Annotated in this window: 12 protein-coding genes; 7 read left to right on the plus strand and 5 right to left on the minus strand. The window is 57.3% G+C overall.

Annotation, left to right across the window (positions count from 1 at the left end; genetic code table 11):
• Window positions 1–81: 81 nt before the first annotated feature.
• The 4 genes from ACV1FX_RS03055 to ACV1FX_RS03070 all read right to left on the minus strand — a co-directional run bounded on the left by ACV1FX_RS03055 (window position 82) and on the right by ACV1FX_RS03070 (window position 9,048).
• On the minus strand, window positions 82–5,325 hold the full coding sequence (locus ACV1FX_RS03055; protein ID WP_473116064.1) for an Ig-like domain-containing protein: 5,244 nt from the start codon (window positions 5,323–5,325) through the stop codon (window positions 82–84).
• A 203-nt stretch (window positions 5,326–5,528) separates the two neighbouring features.
• Window positions 5,529–6,989: a hypothetical protein gene (locus ACV1FX_RS03060; protein WP_473116065.1), complete on the minus strand. Its 1,461-nt coding sequence runs from the start codon at window positions 6,987–6,989 to the stop codon at window positions 5,529–5,531.
• Between the two features lie 136 nt (window positions 6,990–7,125).
• Window positions 7,126–8,103, minus strand: coding sequence for a UDP-glucose 4-epimerase GalE (gene galE, locus ACV1FX_RS03065; RefSeq protein WP_473116066.1), 978 nt, complete (start codon window positions 8,101–8,103; stop codon window positions 7,126–7,128).
• A gap of 24 nt (window positions 8,104–8,127) precedes the next feature.
• Window positions 8,128–9,048, minus strand: coding sequence for a glycosyltransferase (locus tag ACV1FX_RS03070; protein WP_473116067.1), 921 nt, complete (start codon window positions 9,046–9,048; stop codon window positions 8,128–8,130).
• A 579-nt stretch (window positions 9,049–9,627) separates the two neighbouring features.
• On the opposite strand from ACV1FX_RS03070, the gene ACV1FX_RS03075 reads away from it, so the two are divergent.
• The 7 genes from ACV1FX_RS03075 (at window position 9,628) to ACV1FX_RS03105 (ending at window position 16,925) form a co-directional block, all read left to right on the plus strand.
• A complete protein-coding gene (locus tag ACV1FX_RS03075; RefSeq protein WP_473116068.1) occupies window positions 9,628–10,593 on the plus strand; it encodes a glycosyltransferase in 966 nt (321 codons plus the stop codon).
• An 85-nt stretch (window positions 10,594–10,678) separates the two neighbouring features.
• On the plus strand, window positions 10,679–11,587 hold the full coding sequence (locus ACV1FX_RS03080; RefSeq protein WP_473116069.1) for a glycosyltransferase: 909 nt from the start codon (window positions 10,679–10,681) through the stop codon (window positions 11,585–11,587).
• Window positions 11,584–12,639 carry a Gfo/Idh/MocA family protein gene (locus tag ACV1FX_RS03085; protein ID WP_473116070.1) on the plus strand — a complete coding sequence of 352 codons (1,056 nt, stop codon included), beginning with the start codon at window positions 11,584–11,586 and terminating at the stop codon, window positions 12,637–12,639. Before ACV1FX_RS03080 ends, ACV1FX_RS03085 begins: the two co-directional genes overlap by 4 nt.
• A 27-nt stretch (window positions 12,640–12,666) precedes the next feature.
• Window positions 12,667–13,782, plus strand: coding sequence for an NAD-dependent epimerase/dehydratase family protein (locus tag ACV1FX_RS03090; RefSeq protein ID WP_473116071.1), 1,116 nt, complete (start codon window positions 12,667–12,669; stop codon window positions 13,780–13,782).
• Between the two features lie 158 nt (window positions 13,783–13,940).
• On the plus strand, window positions 13,941–14,837 hold the full coding sequence (locus tag ACV1FX_RS03095; RefSeq protein WP_473116072.1) for a glycosyltransferase family 2 protein: 897 nt from the start codon (window positions 13,941–13,943) through the stop codon (window positions 14,835–14,837).
• Complete coding sequence (locus tag ACV1FX_RS03100; protein WP_473116073.1) at window positions 14,837–15,781, plus strand: glycosyltransferase family 2 protein; 945 nt, start codon at window positions 14,837–14,839, stop codon at window positions 15,779–15,781. The genes ACV1FX_RS03095 and ACV1FX_RS03100 overlap by 1 nt, the downstream gene beginning before the upstream one ends.
• Before the next feature lie 247 nt (window positions 15,782–16,028).
• Entirely contained in the window at window positions 16,029–16,925 is an 897-nt protein-coding gene (locus ACV1FX_RS03105; protein WP_473116074.1) for a glycosyltransferase, read from the plus strand.
• Window positions 16,926–16,964: 39 nt separating this feature from the next.
• Here ACV1FX_RS03105 and ACV1FX_RS03110 read toward each other — a convergent pair whose 3' ends face one another.
• Window positions 16,965–18,134 carry an ABC transporter ATP-binding protein gene (locus tag ACV1FX_RS03110; RefSeq protein ID WP_473116075.1) on the minus strand — a complete coding sequence of 390 codons (1,170 nt, stop codon included), beginning with the start codon at window positions 18,132–18,134 and terminating at the stop codon, window positions 16,965–16,967.
• Between the last annotated feature and the right edge of the window lie 31 nt (window positions 18,135–18,165).

An 18,165-nucleotide genomic window follows, 5' to 3' on the forward strand; every position in this document is an offset into this window, starting at 1 on the left:
CTCCCCCGGTGAGCTAATCCATCAAATAACGGTTAGCTTTTACGCCGCTCCCAGCTCCAAAGCGAGAGCCGCGAGGGCGCCCTAAGCGTGCAGGAGAAAGCCATGAAGATCAGTAATGTCGATATGAGATGTGGCCTCAAGATGAAGCGCCCCCTGCTCAAGGGTGCGATCGAAGTTCGTTAGGATTTGGTTTGCCGTCGGTAGGCCTTGATCGTGCGCGTGGTCGGCCCAGATCAAGGGGTGAGTCGGGCTAACGACGGCGGTCCCGGTGAAGATGAAGGCATCACCGGCAACTGCCGCGGCATGAATCGGCATCGGAGGCGACATTGAGGCCTTCGCAAAGGAAAAAATGAACTGATCGACGGGCGGGTCGATGACCAGAGTGCCTCCGCTTCCATTGCTCGACAAATTGAACGTCGAATGGGTGTAGTCACCGACCAGCTTAAGCTGCGCCGTATGGTTCTGCGCATCGGAGACGGTAAGGATTCCGCCCGACGTGTCGCCCGAATAGGCACCCTTGGTACCCGTCCCGAAAGAGATGTCCTTGAGGTCGAGAATGTCCGAGCTGGACGGATCACCGTTGCCGGAGAGGCCATAGATTTTCCCGGTGAACTGGGAGGCATGGTCGAGCACCAGGGTGCCCGTCGCAGCGGCGAACGTGACCGCACCTGATACGGTGCCGGTCAACTCGAGCGTCGCACCTGCCTCGATCGTCACCGCCTGGCTCATATTGCTCAAGCCAAGCACCGCCTTGCTGGAGATGTCCAACACGGTTGATGCCGTGTTGATCACGCCATCGCCATTGAAGTCCTGCAGGAACGAGCTCTCCAAGCCCTTCAACGTGCTGCTGGTCCCGGCCACGTGGAGATAAGACGTCTCATTGCCGTTGTTGTCCGCGGTCCAGATCGAATATTGACCGCTGCCGATCGACCAGACGACCTGGTAGCCGGTCGAGGTCTTCTCGGCGCCGAGCGGAGTGACATGGCCGGTCGGGTCAACCACCTGGGCGACACCGGCAAACTTCAGTTCGGCATTGTAGCCAGTGCTCGCGGTGCCGACATAGAAATTGTTGCCGATCTGAGCCAGGCCCGCTGAGCCGTTGGTCTCGATCAGCGTCATGGGCGCTGGCGCCATGACGGCAGGCGTCGCCGTGGCTGGTGGCGCGCCGATCACGCCATCACCGTTGAGGTCCTGCTGGAAAGTGGTTTCCAGGCCCTTCAACGTGCTGCTGGTGCCGGACACATGGAGATAGGACGTCTCGTTGCCTTTGTTGTCCGTGGTCCAGATTGAATATTGACCACCGCCGAGCGACCAGACGACCTGGTAGCCGGTCGCGGTCTTCTCGGCCCCAAGCGGGGCGACGCGGCCGGTCGAGTCGACTACCTGGGCGACGCCGGCAAACTTCAGCTCGGCGTTGTAGCCAGTGCTCGCGGTGCCGACATAGAAATTGTTACCGATCTTAACCAGGCCTGCGGTTCCGATCGATTCGATCACCGTTCCGACGACCGGATCGAGCACGGCCGACAGATTGCTCACGTTGCCGGCCGCATCCGTTGCGGTCGCCGTGAATGCATGCGTCCCATCGGCAAGCGGTCCGGTGGTGACGCTCCACGTTCCATTCGCTGCCGTCACCGCCGTCCCGAGAAGCGTCGTCCCCTCGTACAGCTTGATCGTGCCGCCTGCCTCCGCCGTCCCCGACACCACAACTTTGTTGGATGCGGCGAGCGTATCCGAGACGAGAACCGGAGCATTGGGCGCAACCGTATCGACGGTGACGTTCAAGGCGACCGACACCGTGCTGACATTGCCGGCCGCATCCACCGCCTTGCCCGTGAAGGCATGGGTCCCGTCGGCTAATGTGCCGGTCGCAAACGACCAATTTCCGTTGGCATCGACCGTGGCGGTGCCGATCTGCGTCGTACCGTCGGACACCAGGACCTTGCTGCCGGCTTCAGCCGTCCCGCTCAACGTCAGCTGATTGGCTTTCGTGATGCCGTCGCCCGCGATATTGCTGTCGGGCGAGAAGCTCGCGATTGAGGGCGCATTCGGTGCAGTTGCGTCGATGGTGATTACAACGGAAGTTGAAACGCCGCTGACATCGCCGGCACTGTCCGTGGCAATCGCCGTGAACGAATGGCTTCCGTCCGCCAGGGTCGACGTCGAAAAGCTCCAGACGCCGTTACTGTCGGCCGTCGCAATCCCGATCTGCGCCGTCTGATCGAATATCTTGATCGTTACTCCGGCCTGTGCCGTCCCGGTCAGGGTCAGCTGGCTTGCGTTCGTAAGTCCGCCAGCGGTCAAGGGGGTCGAGCCAGCCAGAGACATTGTCGGTACAGTCAGTCCCGCCATGGTCATGGATGCGCCAGTTGCAGAGACGAACGCGTAATCAGACGATGACAGCTGTGTTACCCCGGCGATTCGAAGATCGTCGGTTCCACCCGCATAGTGAACGGTCCACTCGTCCCCGACATTTGTCAGATAGGCGCTGGCGTCGTACCCCTTCAGCACCAGCTTGTCGTGCTCTGCGGTCGCACTCGTGAACACGTGGAAATCGGCTATCGTGTCATGGCCACTCCCGATGCCGTAGATGAACGTGTCATTGCCCGCACCGCCGAACAGCCAATCGTCGCCACCAGCACCGTTCAGGATGTCATTCCCACTGGAGCCGACCATCCGGTTCGCCAGATCGTTGCCGACGCCAGTAAGTCCTCCCGTCATCAGGGTCAGGTTTTCGACATTGGCGGGCAAAACATATGATGACCAGGCTTGAACACTGTCGATGCCGCCGCCCGGATTTTCGATGATCTTCTGGTTTGGATTGCCAATGACGTAAGTATCGTCGCCTGTCCATCCCACCAGGGTGTCATCGGAGTTCACCGCCGTGATCTGATCATTTGCGGCAGTGCCGTAGACGATATGGCTGCTCGTCGAGCCGCTGATCCAGGACGTGATAGTACCGCCCACCGGCAAAGTCGACGGCAGCTGGAAGTCGTCGCTCGTGAAGTCCGAGATCGTCGTATTGCGAAAAACCAGCGTGTCCTGGCTCGTCAGCGTGAGATACACGTCGTTGCCGACCTGCGTCATCGCCGCCTTGATGTCGTTGAAGGACGTGAACGCAAAGCCGTTCAATTGAACGACATCATGCCCCGTGGCCGATCCCGGCGTGAAGTCGGTGATGATGTCCGAGCCGTCACCCGAGTTGATCACGAAGGTGTCTGCGCCCCCGCCGCCGGTCAGGATGTCGTTGCCGAGTCCGCCGGTAATGACGTTGGCCGCATCGTTGCCGATGATGATATTGGCCTCGGAATTGCCAGTGCCGTTGATCGCGGCCGACCCGGTCAGCGTGAGGTTTTCGACATAGTCCGGCAGCGTGTAGGAGACCGACGACACGACCGTATCGACGCCGCCGCCGTAGCTTTCGACGACCTTGGCGCCCGGATCCGTGACAATATAGGTATCGTCGCCGAGACCGCCGGTCATCGTATCGGCGCCGCCGGCGCCTCCGAGCAGGTCGTTGCCTGACGTTCCGGTCAAGGAATCCGCACCTGCGGTGCCCGCGATGGTCGTCGTCGGAGTGCCGCTGGTCAGAAGCGTGTAGTTCGCAAGCGTGTACTCCGGCAGCTGATAGGCCTTGATGTAGTCAATGCTCATCTGCGCCGTCGCGCTAGGATCCGCGTTCCCGGCCCAGCTTCCGCCCATTGCCAGGTTGGCGATCATATACATCGCGGTGTTCATGTCGGACGGAGTAGCGACCTGTCCGACTTCGACCCCATCGACAAAATAGGTCAGCGTGTAAGGCGTCCACTCCACACCAAAGGTGTGATCACCGGCCGCAAGATCAGAGGTATTCGCCCAATAGCCTTGATTCGACGTACTCGACGAAACGAAGCCGTAGTGGGATTGGTCGGGGTCTTTGCCCAGCGCTTCAAGCGCATCCAGTTCTGTGCCGAGACCATGCGTGTTGATCGGCAACATCCAGAAGGCAGGCCACGCACCCTTGGTGTCGGGCAACGTGGCCTTCATCTCGAAGTAGCCGTAGGTTTGAACGAAGCTGTTCTCGGTCGTTATCACGCCCGATGAGAATTGATGGTTGCCGACATAGGCAGCGTCGCTCGATGGAATGGGCGCCGCGGTAATGACGAGATGGCCATCCTGTATGGAGAACGGGTTGAGGCCCAGCGGACTCGACGCCTTGCTTCCAGGCAGGCCGGCAAAACTCGGGTCAACGTAGACCTCCTGCTCGCCGGAGAGCGTGTAACTTGCTGCTCCGCTCCAGGCGTAGTTTGTTTTCCAGGTCAGATGCGGGTCCTGGCCGGCGGAGAGCGAATTGAAATCATCGCCAAAGGTCTGAATCAGCCCCGTTGGCGCTGTGACGATATTGATGTTGGCCGTCGTGAATTTCTGAACCTGCGTGTTTTCTAATGTTATCTTCTCGCCGTTGCCGAGCGAAAGAACGACATCCGTGCCAACCTGCTGCATTGCTGCCGTGACGTCGGCTGGTGTCTTGAAGGTCGTGCCGTTGATCTGGAGGATGTCCCCGCCGGCGCCGGTTTGGAAATCTGTGATGGTGTCATTGCCGTTTCCGGTCCGGATGACAAAGGTGTCGCTCCCGGCTCCGCCGGTGAGGACATCGTTGCCCTTGCCGCCATCGATCATGTTGTTGCCGGCGTTGCCGACGATGATGTTATCGAGATCATTGCCGGTCGCAGGGGCGTTATAGCTTCCCCCCAACGTCAGATTCTCGACATTCGGCGCATTGACGAGGCTGTAGCCGTCGATCATGCCATCGTAGATGGTATCGATGCCCTGACCGGCGAGTTCGACCACCTTCGTCTCGTGATTGTACATGAAGTACGAGTCGTCGCCGCCGCCGCCGATCAGCGTGGCACCATCCCCCATCGCCTGCAGTGAGTCGTTCGTCACACCGCCCGTAAGCGTCCCCCCGGCCCCGACCGTGGTCCACGCCGTATTCGGCGATGCGCTGACCGGCAGCGGATTGTCGAGGACGACGTTTGCCGCGGTCAAAGACGAGAGCGCAACGCTCTGCAACGTGAGCGTCTCGCTCGACGAGAGAGTGACGACAACGTCTGCACCGGTCTGCTTTGCAGCGGACATGAAGCTTGCAAACGTAGCAAAACCGTAGTTCTGCACACGCAGCACGTCTCCACCGGTGCCGCCCTGAAAGTCGCTGATGGTGTCGGAGCCATACCCCTTCGAAATAACGAAGAGGTCGCTCCCGGCGCCGCCGGTTAACAGATCATTCCCGGTGCCACCAAACAGGATATCGGCGCCGGAAGTTCCGTTGATCGTTAAAACATAGGTCATGACGGTCGCGTGCTCTTGTTGCACGACGACCATCGAAGACGCGTCTCAATGGCGACTTAGCCGTATGCGGACAATTTGAGATATGGGGTGATTCCTTGAGCGACTCCTCTAACGAGGCGCTAAAATCGCCCCTTCACGAAGCATTCACTTTCATGTCCCCGTAGATTTCCGGGGGCGCTGCTTTGTCGCATCCTACGAGAGCGCTATCGCGCCGCGGTTCCCTGGTCCGCTTGAGAACGTATCGCGGTAATGACGCAAGCCGTCGTAGCTAACAGCAGCGGCCAGGTTGGAGCTGTGTATCTCTCTAAACCGCTCTCCACGGTCGCCGTCGCCAAATAGCTCAAATGAACGCAACTCGCCATGAGGAGCGCTTCCGGCATCCCCTTTGCTCGCAGCCATCGCCGTGGATTCTGAAACAGCATCACGATCATCAAGGCGTTTCCAAGCAGGAATGAGATGCTAATACCGCGAACAATCCAAACCCGCACAGCGGCCTTTGGCCGTGGTATCACCTGGAAGTACTCCTTCGTGGCCATTTCGCTTTGTTCAAACGTTGAAAGATATGGCAACGGCCCCAACGCACGATATGACGCCTCCAGCGCCTCCCGCTCGGAAGGGGTTACGATTCGAGGAATGCCCCATAGAGCTATGTAGTCCAACGTTGACAAGGACACATATTCCCACGGATCGTTCCCAATAAACGAACCAGCCAACGCGCCAGCGAGCTTGCCTTTCTCATAGTCAGATGCCGGCTCCCATCCAGGAAGTCTCTCATCGAACTCGTGCCAAAAGACAAACCATCGCAGACACTCGTAGTATTGTCTCAGGACCAGCATCTTCAGAACAGGATCATGAATCCTGTCCAATGCTTGGCGAACTGGGGCCACTTCTTCCGCAATCCAGGCGGTCGAACCAACCTCGTTCGATGATGGAATGGGTTTCGCAAGAACGAGTCCGCGGCCGAGTAGACTCATGCCGCCCCACGATCCAATTCTGAATTGGCCGTTACGCAGCTGATTGCTGGTTGCAGCAAGTACAGCGCAGAACCCAATTGGAAGAACAACGGCGAAAACCGCGCTGCGAACGCAGGAAACGCCTACACGCCTGAGATGAACAATTAAGAACACGACAACCGCGGGAAGAATAGCAGCCCCGATTGTCCTGGTAATGCAGGCCATCCCGAGCAAACTCGCCGACCCGATCAGGAAGGGCAATTTGTTCCGAGCGCCGTACAAGATAAGCAGTGCAATGCTGGCGACGAGACTCGCCTCGTAGACGGTGTCCGACATGACCTCGGCAACATTACTAAACGGACGCGCCAAGCTCGCGGCACCGAGCACCATCCAAGCCACAACAACGCTCCTGGTCCGCCACCCAATTACCATCGCGAGAAGAAGATGACTTAAGAAGAGCAGCAACAGCTGAAAATGTGGCAGAAACGACAAATCCCCGACGATCTCCCGATAAGCGTCGAGAAAGAGGGTATATCCATGCGGCCGATAGTCTGCGCCGGCCAGATAGCCGGAAGAATCATTCCCCATTGACGGCTCTCGTGGCAACCCACTGAACCGCCACAGCCAGATCCCCCCTTCAACGACTACCATGGCGAGCACCCAACGACAGCGCAGCCACACGCGAAACTCGACGAAAGATTCCTGCTTCATTGCACCTCTATCGGCCATCAGGAGCCGGATACTAATTTTGTGGAACCCAATCTGGACCCGGTACGCGGCTCGATTGACGTTCGACAAGCACGATCCAGCATTACCTTGGGCAACAACCACATTTGGCCACGATCAATCAAAATGATCGAAAGCGCTCCCATTCGAGGGTACTTCTAACGATTGCATCGAGGGTGCCGAAAAATGGCGTCCACCCAAGCTCAGATCGCGCGAGGCTCGGGTCGGCCACAACGGCAATCGGATCTCCGGCGCGCCGCGCTACTTTGCGGATGTCCAGCTTCGTGCCGGCGATCTGCTCGACGGCACGCAGCACCTCCATGACTGAATAGCCTCGACCATAACCGCAATTTGCCGTGAGATTTGATCCCCCGTTCCGAAGCCGAGCAAGAGCAAGCCGATGGGCGACCGCGAGATCCCTAACGTGGATGTAGTCTCGAATGCAGGTCCCATCAGGAGTTGGATAGTCGACGCCGAACACCTCAACAAATCGCCTTTTGCCGAGGGCCGCCTCGCTCGCGACCTTGATCAGGTGACCCGCGCCTCGCGTTGCCTGCCCAATGCGCCTCTCCGGATCGGCTCCTGCCACGTTGAAGTATCGCAAGACGGTGTATCTCAGCGGGTGCACCCTCGAGACGTCTTCCAGCATCCACTCCGAGATCAGCTTGGATCGTCCGTAGGGTGACTTCGGTCGAACGGGATCGCCCTCCCTGGCCGGCAACAATCCCTCGGAGCCGTACACTGCCGCGGTCGATGAAAATATGAAATGCGGCACACGACCTGCAACCGCGGCCTCGATCAGGCTCCGCGTCTTACTGGTGTTGTTCAGATAGTAGTGAAGCGGGGCAGCGATCGATTCTGGAACGACGATCGATCCGGCGAAGTGGACAATGGCATCAATATCGCACTCGGCAATGAGGCGGGACACGAGCATCGCGTCGCCGACATCTCCAACTACCAACCGAGCATTCGGAGATACAGCAGCTTCGAAGCCGGAGGACAGGTCGTCGAGCACGACGACCGTTTCGCCGGCATCAACCAAGTCCAATACTGTTTGGCTACCGATGTAGCCTGCCCCGCCAGTCACCAGAATTGACATATGCGATGCTCCCCTTTGCACATATCAATTCAAAGGACGCGATTTTGCGCGGCCGCTCCACTTATTTCTCAGTCGATGAATCAACCACCGCCCCACTTCAGTTGCGGCGATGTTCGCGAAGCGCAGGGTTCGCGCGACGGAGCGAAGCCCAGTCTTCGAGCGCCAGCCGCGTCTCAGGTCACTTACGACCTCATCCTTATAGTATCTGACCCAGACCCGGCGTCCCAGGAGACGCTCATCTTCCAGCAAGGGAGTGCCCGCCGTGCGGGCTCTTTGGCGATCATTGATGCGGAGCACCCATGTCAGCATGATGGAAGGATCAGAAGACATATTCTGTCCGTGCCAGCGATAGAGTGCAACGACCTCAGGGTGAGAACGGACAGGGTATTTCGCTGCCATGCGGAAGTAAACATCATAGTCCTCACAACGAGGCAGGGAGACATCGAACGCCCCGATGTCGCACAGCTTCTGCCGATCGTAGATAACCGTGGCATGCATGCCAATGGCATTACCCGTCAAAAAGGTACGAAACGCGTCCGGGCCAATGTCCGAATAGACGTCTCCGCCCAGCGGCTCGTTTTGGGGTCCTACGCGGCGGTGCGCTCCATAGACCAGACCCGTGCAAGGACTACGGGCGTGGCAGGCCAAGCCCGCACGCACCGCATTCGGCATCAGGAGATCGTCAGCATCAAGGAAAACGATGTAGAATGACGACGATGCTTTTAGTCCCGCGTTGCGCGCCGCGGCAAGTCCGGCATTGCGCTGCGTGAGCAGCCTGACGCCTGGATAAGCGGAGACAACGGACGCCGGATCGTCGGTTGATCCGTCATCGACGACGATGATTTCGTCAAACGGAACGGTCTGGGCGAGTCCGCTTTCGATCGAGGCGGGAAGGAAATGAGCCTGCTGATAGGTATTGACTACAAGTGCGATTGAAGTGGTCATGAATCTCGTCCGCGGCCGACAACGTCGGGGGCAGCCCGGCATTCCCTCAGCCGCAAGTCCCCGCAAACGTGAGAAACTATAGTCGATTGCGCCTTCACAGATAAGATCGAGCGAACAGCCGCTTCGCCTGCCACAGATAACTGGAAAACCCGGACCAGACCACTTGGCTTCGTCAAGTTACCTTAACAGCGACATGGCCGGAACGGGTCGTTGCCCCAGTCCTGCCGATGAGATCCTCCAAGGTCATATCCTGCCAACCGAACACGTCTCCGCCATGACTCAAAGCACGGCCCTTGCAGAAAGCTCGCTGATCGCTCCCCTTGACGCCCGTTTTGCATCCGCAAAAGATCGAGCGAGATAGGCCTCATGAGTAATCAGCAACCTTGTCTCCCTGGAATATTGCAGCTCAGACGAGGGTTGAATTCTTGGGTTCGGCTCGCCTATCTTGGACCAGATTGACCATTCGACGGACGGCGTCACTTCCTAGCGTTGCGGACCCAAGGAAACGTAAGAAGATGGAAGTTTGAATCGTGCCGACGCCGAACTCTCACAGTCTCTCGCGTTGGGTCGTTAAGAAATATGACTAATATCAACCGCGGCGCGACAGATCCGGAAGATGCGCAAGGGCCAGCACATCGACCCGACATCAGCGTCATCGTCGTTACCTACAACCACGAAAACTTCATTGCGCAAGCAATCGAGAGCGTACTGGCACAGTCGACCCATCGTCTTCTCGAAGTGATCATCAGCGAAGACAAGTCCACAGACCGAACGCGCGATATTGTGGAAGACTATGCAAGGCGTGATAAACGCATTCGCCTAATGCTTTCGGAGCAGAACATCCGCTCAAATGAAGTCGTTGCCAGGGCACTAAGGGATGCGGGAGGACGTTACGTTTGCATCCTAGACGGTGACGACTATTGGTTAGCGAACGACAAGCTCGAGCGACAGGCAGGTTTTCTCGATGCCAACCCGCGCTGTTCCGCCGTTTTTCACAACGCCCTCATCGACGATATGTCTCCCGACAGGCGCCGCTGGACGAGACCTGATTTGCCGAAGCTGTTTACCTTGAACGAGATCTGGGAAGGCAACCCATTTGCGACCTGTGCCGGCATGCTTCGTCGCGCATGTCTCGAAGGCTTGGGCAGCTGGTACGAGGCATTGTTCCCCATCACCGATTGGTCACTCTATATCCTTTGCGCAGAACACGGGCCTATCGCCTTCACAGACGAAATTGTCGGAGCTTATCGGCAACATCCGAATAGCGAATTTTCAGCTCTTTCAAGTCGTGAGAAAATGGATCGGACCTCGAGTTTCTATCGCAGAATGGGAAAGACCGGAGGCGTCTCACGATGGGCTTTTGCTCAGGAAGGCTGCTCACGGTATTTTTTTGATTGGGCAACGGTTTACGCAGGGAACGGACAGCCTCGCTTAGGATGGGACTGTCTTTGGCGAAGCGTGAAAGGAGGCGGTATCGGGCGCTCCGTATCGTGGGTTGATGCGTGCAGGCTCGCCCTTCGTCTTTCCAAAGGAGGACTACATTAGCGATAGATTGCTTGGTCATGCATCGATCTTTCGATCGCGCGTGCTTCCGATAACACACGGCGAGCCGCGGCCGACATGGTCGATCATGATTCCGACATTCAATTGCGGGCGTTACCTCGAACAGGCATTGCAAAGCGTTCTGGACCAGGACGCGGGCAGCGTGGAGATGCAGATCGAGGTAATTGACGATGCATCAACGAGAGATGATCCGGCCGAGATAGTTCGGCGCCTGGGAAAGGGACGCGTAGCGTTCTATCGCCAACCTGCCAACGTCGGACATATTCGAAATTTCGCGACTTGCCTGAATCGAGCTCGAGGGCACCTCGTGCACCTTCTTCATGGGGACGATTTCGTGTCGCCGGGATTCTATGCAGCCCTTGAGCGAGGATTTCGCGCTGATCAAAGCGTAGGAGCAGCTTTTTGCCGTCATGCTTTTGTAGATTCGGAAGGTCATTTCAAGTCGTCTTCCGAGCTGGAACGAGCGGAGGCCGGCTGCCTCGATGATGGGCTTGCTCGTCTTGCAGAAGAGCAACGGATCGTCACGCCATCGATAGCCGTGCGTCGAGCGGCGTACGAACAACTCGGCGCCTTCGACGAGAGACTCACATGCAGCGAAGACTGGGAAATGTGGGTCAGGATTGCCGCTCAGTACAAGGTCTGGTACGAACCGCGACTTCTGGCGAGTTATCGGATGCACGAGGATTCGAACACGGGCCGCCACAGAAGACTGGCGCAGGAGTTGGAATATTCACGACAGGCCATCGCGATATTCCAGGACTACCTGCCTAAGCAATTGCGCCACGTGGCAAGTCGCGCTCGGAATATTTATGCCGGCGTGGCTTTGACGACGGCAGAAGAGTTGTTGTTGCGAGGCGATCTTGAAGCGATGAATGCCCACCTCAGGTGCGCGCTGCGGCTAAGCTGCTCCCCAAAGATCGTGCTGGGCTTCTGTCGGCTCCTCTCGAAGAGGCTCCGCATGGTGAGCAAGAAATGACAACCGCAAAGGCCGGGCATTCATCGCCAGTGCGAGTGGCCGTGGCGGGCTGCGGCGCAGTTTCTCGCCTGTATTACGCACCGGCTTTGCGGCGACTCGAGGCAGCTGGTCGTCTCCACGTCGAGGGGGTCTTTGACCCGGATGCGAAAGCGGCTGACATCTTCGCAAAGAACTTCACCGGAGCAAAAACGGTATCATCTTACGGAGATCTGCTTTGTAAATCGACCGAACTGATCATTCTCGCCTCGCCGCCGGAATCTCACGCGCAACAGGCGATCCGCGCACTAGAGTCGGGCGTCGCGGTGCATTGTGAGAAGCCGCTAGCAACGAGTGTCAGGGACGGCGAGCGCATAGTCGAGGCAGCAGCGAAATACAACCGACTGCTATCGGTCGGCCTGATGCGGCGTCGGTTCGCGGCTACCCGGTCGATACGGGAGTTGCTCAACTCCAAGTTCTTGGGGGACGTTACTTCCATCGATATTTTTGAAGGAGGTCCTTTCGATTGGCCCGTCGCATCTGCAGACTATTTTACCCAGCACCAGAGTGGTGGGGGTGTACTGCTGGACATCGGCACACATGTTTTCGACCTCCTCCGATGGTGGTTCGGCGAACCGCTTTCCGTCATCTACGAAGACGATTCCATGGGGGGCGTTGAGGCGAATTGCCGGATTGCTTTAACGTTCCGCGGCTTCAGGGCGAATATCCGGCTCAGCCGCGATTGGGCACGGCCCAATCGTTATTTTATCCGGGCGACCAAGGGCTGGCTCACATGGACTGCAAATGAGGCGAGGAATTTCTCCTTCGGCCTTCATGGAGCTGGTTCCGCCGCTGAAGTGCTTCTTCATCATCCCCTCAACCGCGGCGCTGAACCTACCCTCGGCTCAGCTTGCCAAGATTTTGAGTTCGCCTTCGATTCGCAGCTGGAGGCCACGATTGCTGCGCTAAGTGGGCAAGCAGAAATTGTTTCCGGAACTGACGCCCTCGCCACTCTGAAACTCATTGAAGGATGCTATGCAACACGGGCTCCAATGTCTGCTGGCTGGATGCTTTAACCGTAAGCGTGTGAACTTGGATGCGGAATGATGCGACAGATCGCGATTTTGGGTGCAAGCGGATTTATCGGCAATCGAACCGTCGAGATTTTCCAACGCGACGGTGGAGCGCATGTGCGCCCCATCATTCAGCGCCCCTCCCGAGCTGCATTGCCGCGACGCTTTAATCTTCCAGTTCAGATTGCTGATGCCCTCGATACGAAGTCGCTGACGGCCGCGTTTGACGGCTGTGACGATGTCATCATGGCAATAGCGGGACCTCCAGAGACGATCGTCGGCTCCGTAGAGCCCGTCTATCGGGCGGCAATGATATCCAACGTGCGACGGCTAATCTATCTCAGTTCGGCCTCTGTCCACGGGCAAGCGCCAGCACTTGGTGTAGACGAGACGACACCGCTCTCCCACCGACAGCCGATTGCTTACAACAACGCGAAAGTCCTTGCAGAGCAAAAGCTGGGGCAACTACGAAAGATCGGTCGAGTCGAAGTCGTCATTTTACGCCCTGGCATTGTTTTTGGCCCGCGGTCGCAATGGACCGGTGGACTCGCAGACGAGATCCTGAACGGTACCGCATACCTTACCGAAGGTGGTTGGGGCGTTTGCAACTCGATCTATGTGGACAATCTTATCCACGCGATCAAATTGGCGCTCGTTGCGCCGAACGCTGACGGCAAGGCTTTCCTTTTGGGAGATGCGGAAGCTGTCACGTGGCGAGACCTTTATCTCCCAATTTGCGAGGCGTTGGGTTACGATCTCGACGATTTACCAGCACCAAAGATAACGGACGTTGCAGATGAGCGCCTCTCAATGGCGCAGAGACTGCAGGCAACAAGTTCTTTTAGAAGACTGCGCTGGCTCGTCCCGCGACCGGCAAGAGCGGCGGTGAAGGCGGCCCTCCACGAGATGCGCCAGCCTCTCGGGACCGAAAGCCAAACCTCTCGTCCCGTTACGCTGGAGCGCGCGTTGTTGCATACTTCGTCATACCGGCCGCCCTATGCTCGCGCTCAACGCGAATTGGATTATTGCCCGCCCATAAGCTTCGAAGAGGGCTGCCGGCGATCGGTCGAATGGCTTGGTTTTGCGGGTTACCCCGTTAAGGGCGCGTCGAGCCTCGCCAGAGCCGAATCGGCAAGCATCTGTTAGCTACTGCAGATCAACCCAATATCGAGCCAGCAAGACCGAACGGTTTGCCTCCGATGAGTTCTTTCGTAGTTTCCAATGCGGACATGCCGACCCATCTGAGATATTAGTAAGGCCGGCTAGCCCAAACGCGCCGCCCGCAGTTATGGGTATTGAATCTTATGAACCCCAAAGTCAGCTGCATTATCATCGTCTACAACGGAGAAAAATTCCTTGGCGAAGCAATCGAAAGCGTCATAGCGCAAAGTTTCTCCGATTGGGAGCTTCTTGTCGTCGACGACGGCTCAACAGACTCAAGCCGTGAAATCGCGCAGAGATTTGCACAAGCATCCCCCGACATTGTTCGTTCGCTGCATCACGCGGACGGGCGAAATCATGGAATGAGCGCGACGCGCAACCTGGGACTTTCGCACGCACGTGGCGACTACGTCGCCTTTCTGGATGCCGACGACGTGTGGCTCCCTAACAAGCTGATGGCACAGGTTGCGGTTCTCGACGCACGGCCTGATGTGGGCGCGACCTACGGAAGAGCACTCATTTGGCATTCGTGGGAGGAAAGGAATACGAACGAAGCAGACTTCTTCTATGAGCTTGGCGTGATGCCAGATCAGATTCATTATCCGCCGACGCTGCTCCTTTCGCAATTGCGAAATATCTACCAGAGCCCGACTACAAGTGGCTGCCTTTTGAGACGAGCCCTGGTGGAGAAGGCCGGCGGGTTCGAACCTGCCTTTGCGAATATGTTCGAGGACGCGGTGTTCTTTGCCAAGGCTCTTTTGATTGCCCCCTTCTACGTATCTGCCGACGTGCTGTTCAAGTATCGCCAGCATAGCTCAAGCGCTGGCGCTGTATCCGCTGCGGCAAATCGAGATGGGTGGGCGCGCTTGCGTTTTCTACTCTGGCTCAAACGATATCTTGAGAAGACAACAGCAGATCCAAGGGTCCCCAAATTGGTTCGGTCACTCGTTCATAAGCAACTATGGCTGCTAGCATCGGAGAGCCTGAAAGCCATCTTTCGTGAACCGAGAGCCGCCTTGCGCAGGTTGATACCGAGCTAATGCCGACCATTTCAGTCATAACTCCATTTCTCAACGTCGAACGATATCTGTCTGCCGCGATCGAAAGCGTGCGCGCGCAAACGTTCGCCGACTGGGAGATGATACTCGTGGATGATGGATCCTCCGACCAAAGCGTCGAGATCGCGGCCGCAGCCGCGGCAGAAGATCCGAGAATTCGCCTCGTTCGGTCGCATGGTCGTGGCGCAGCGGCAGCCCGCAACACGGGATTAAGAATTGGATCTGGCAGGTTCGTCACGTTTCTTGATGGTGATGACTTATTCGAACCGGAAACGCTTGAGAAGCATGTCGAAGCGTTTGAAGCCAATCCGCAAGCAATGTTGACGTACGGACCAACCTTATGGTGGTTTCCCGACGCCCCCTGTGACAACTGGGTCGAGCAGATGTCGGGAGAATCCGGCATTTTGCATATGCCCCCAAAACTGCTCGACATGGTCATCCTTCGTCAGCGCTCCCAAGTCCCTTGCATCTGCGCCGTCATGATTCGCCGCGAAGCTCTGCAATCCGTTGGAGGATTCGATGAATCGTTTCAGCTTTATGAGGATCAAACGCTTCTGGTAAAATTGCTGCTGCGCTACCCCACGTTCGTAACGGACACCCCGACCAGCCGGTATCGACAACATGCCGACTCCACGTCAGCCCGCGCGACAGCCGCAGGTGACTATGACCGCATGAAGCCTCACTCCGCACGCGTTCGTTTTCTTGAATGGGTTAACGCCTATATCCTCGACTCGAACCTGATGACTCCACGGCTGAATCGATCGATACGCTTCGCGTTTGCACGCAGCCTGGCGCCACGCTTGCCGGTAACCTTGCAGGATAGAATTGACCTGGCGGCAGAAACCGCCCGCTTGCTCACGCAGAAGCTAAAGGCAGGGCGCATTCTAACGAGAGCTTGCGGCCTGATCCGCTCTCTCTATCGGTGAGACCAGCCGCCCCAACACCGCTTTCGACTCCGCATAGCAGACAGGCACGTATCCGGTCGTCGTCGGCCGCCCGGAACTGGCACTCGAGCTTCGGATGTTAATATTACCAATGCTCTGACTAGCGGCACCTCTCGGCTTGACCTGCAATGTGGTAAAGTCACCGCCTTCCGGCGGATATCGGCATCATTCATGAGAATCTCCGCCTCTTCGCCGCAACGAACTCGACGGAAAGGGATTGCTCGCACGTATGATCGCAGTCATCATAACTACGTACAATCAGGCTCACTTTCTGGAAGAATCCATCCAAAGTTGCCTTCGCCAAAGCCGACCTCCGGACGAAATTGTTGTGGTTGATGATGGGTCAGCGGATGACCCCGCGTCAATCGTCGAACGGCATCCGAAAGTACGACTCATCACGCAAATCAATCGCGGTTTGGCAGCCGCCCGCAACGCTGGCCTTTCCGTTACGAGATCGGACCACATTACTTTCTTGGACGCAGACGATCGCCTGCTCTCGAAATCCCTCGAAATCGGCGAACGGATTCTAACGAAGCATCCGGAGGCAGTTCTGGCTTATGGTGCCTATCGCTACATCAATTCGTCTGGCGAGATTATCTCTGGCAAAAACTACGTTGCGAGACTTGATGATCCATATCTTCAGTTTCTCAGAACAGGCAATTTTATTGGTATGCATGCAACCGTTATCTATCGACGCGATCGGTTGGCGGCGACTGCGGGCTTCAACGAGGCCATGCTGGCTTGTGAGGACTATGAGTTGTTCGTACGGCTGGTTAGGACTGGCCAAGTCGTCTCGCACGACAACGTCGTAGCGGAGTATCGAATGCACAACGCCAACATGTCCAAGAACCGACCGATGATGCTTGCAGCCGCACTTCGAGTATTGGATGGTCAGCTGACAGGCGACGTATCAGAGGAGGTGCGGCTCGCTGTGCGCGACGGAAAACGATTCTGGAAGGATCATTATGCTCGTGTACTGAGTCAGGATGCTTTCCAGCTTTTCCGAACCGAGCCTGTTAAATCTATCCGAATGTCATTGCAGGCGGCAGCGATGTCCCCGATGGTTGCACTAGAGATGACAGCATGGCGGGTAAAGTCAAAGGTCAGAGATCACCTACGACCGTGATTCAAACCACGAAGAAGAATCCTCTTTGATCCAAGCAGGTTAGTCGATGACACGTAGCTCGGCGGAATGAGACAGCCGTACAATCCCATGTTCTCTTAAATAAGGCCAATATGAATCGTTGACGGTCGCTGCAACGACTTCGAAGCTGAAGCAGGCATCTGCGGAGAGTCTTGGCTGATCCTCTCCCCAAGTATAGAGCGAATATCCTGCGACATAGGTCCCCGGCAACAGGCCGAGCGAACGCACGTTGAACACAATTTCGACTGGTCGCCTGATGTCGAACTGATCGACGCCTTCCGCGAGGCTTTCGAGGGACGAGATTAGTGCTCCCTCCTGATCGAAGATGTTGATCTGCGCGACGCCCCGCTTGAACGGTTCTTTAGCCCCCAACCGAAGCACGAAGTCGTAATCTCCGCCGAATTTCAAGTGATCGCAGGGCGCCTCGGACGATGGTTCGAAAATGCGAAGCTCTCCCCAAAGATCGTCCGTCCCAGTCCGCTCGCCGTGAGCGGAACGTGGGGTCGAGCTCAGCAGGTAGGCATCGATGACTGAGGAGGATGCGCCGATCTGCTTCAGCTGACCGGCCTCCAGATAAACCGCCATGTCGCAGAGCTGGCGCACCATGGCCATGTTGTGGCTCACGAACAGCACGGTTCGCCCTTCTCCTGCGGCATCCTTCATCTTGCTCAGCGACTTGCGCTGGAAGTCTGCATCTCCGACCGCCAGCACTTCATCCACCAGCAGGATATCGGGCTCGAGATAGGCGGCAATCGCGAAGGCCAGACGGACATACATTCCAGAGGAATAGCGCTTGACGGGCGTCTCCAAGACATCGCCGATGTCAGCAAACTGGATGATACGATCCAGCTTCGACCTAATCTCGAGCTTGCTCATCCCGAGAATAGCACCGTTGAGATAAATGTTCTCGATGCCATCAAGCTCGGGATGGAAGCCGGCCCCTACTTCAAGCAGACTGCCAACGCGCCCCCTCAGTGTGGCCTCTCCCTCCTCCGGCTCGGTAATCGACGTCAGCACCTTGAGAAGGGTCGTCTTGCCCGAGCCATTGCGGCCGATAATTCCGCAAACACTCCCGGCGGGAACGGAAAACGTGACATCCTTCAGCGCGTAGAACTCGCTGCTTGACCGCGCCGGCCGCTGATTGCGGCGGCGAGCGAGAAATAGCTCGACCTCCTCGCGCAGTGAGCTCATGCCAATGGCCCCGCGCCGATATCGCTTCGAG

Source organism: Bradyrhizobium ingae (assembly GCF_055791185.1).

Bases quoted from the DNA above. Each gene is read 5' to 3' on its own strand.
- ACV1FX_RS03055 (WP_473116064.1), bottom strand. From the start codon at position 5,325: ATGACCTATGTTTTAACGATCAACGGAACTTCCGGCGCCGATATCCTG.
- ACV1FX_RS03060 (WP_473116065.1), bottom strand. From the start codon at position 6,989: ATGAAGCAGGAATCTTTCGTCGAGTTTCGCGTGTGGCTGCGCTGTCGT.
- galE (WP_473116066.1), bottom strand. From the start codon at position 8,103: ATGTCAATTCTGGTGACTGGCGGGGCAGGCTACATCGGTAGCCAAACA.
- ACV1FX_RS03070 (WP_473116067.1), bottom strand. From the start codon at position 9,048: ATGACCACTTCAATCGCACTTGTAGTCAATACCTATCAGCAGGCTCAT.
- ACV1FX_RS03075 (WP_473116068.1), top strand. From the start codon at position 9,628: ATGACTAATATCAACCGCGGCGCGACAGATCCGGAAGATGCGCAAGGG.
- ACV1FX_RS03080 (WP_473116069.1), top strand. From the start codon at position 10,679: ATGATTCCGACATTCAATTGCGGGCGTTACCTCGAACAGGCATTGCAA.
- ACV1FX_RS03085 (WP_473116070.1), top strand. From the start codon at position 11,584: ATGACAACCGCAAAGGCCGGGCATTCATCGCCAGTGCGAGTGGCCGTG.
- ACV1FX_RS03090 (WP_473116071.1), top strand. From the start codon at position 12,667: ATGATGCGACAGATCGCGATTTTGGGTGCAAGCGGATTTATCGGCAAT.
- ACV1FX_RS03095 (WP_473116072.1), top strand. From the start codon at position 13,941: ATGAACCCCAAAGTCAGCTGCATTATCATCGTCTACAACGGAGAAAAA.
- ACV1FX_RS03100 (WP_473116073.1), top strand. From the start codon at position 14,837: ATGCCGACCATTTCAGTCATAACTCCATTTCTCAACGTCGAACGATAT.
- ACV1FX_RS03105 (WP_473116074.1), top strand. From the start codon at position 16,029: ATGATCGCAGTCATCATAACTACGTACAATCAGGCTCACTTTCTGGAA.
- ACV1FX_RS03110 (WP_473116075.1), bottom strand. From the start codon at position 18,134: ATGAGCTCACTGCGCGAGGAGGTCGAGCTATTTCTCGCTCGCCGCCGC.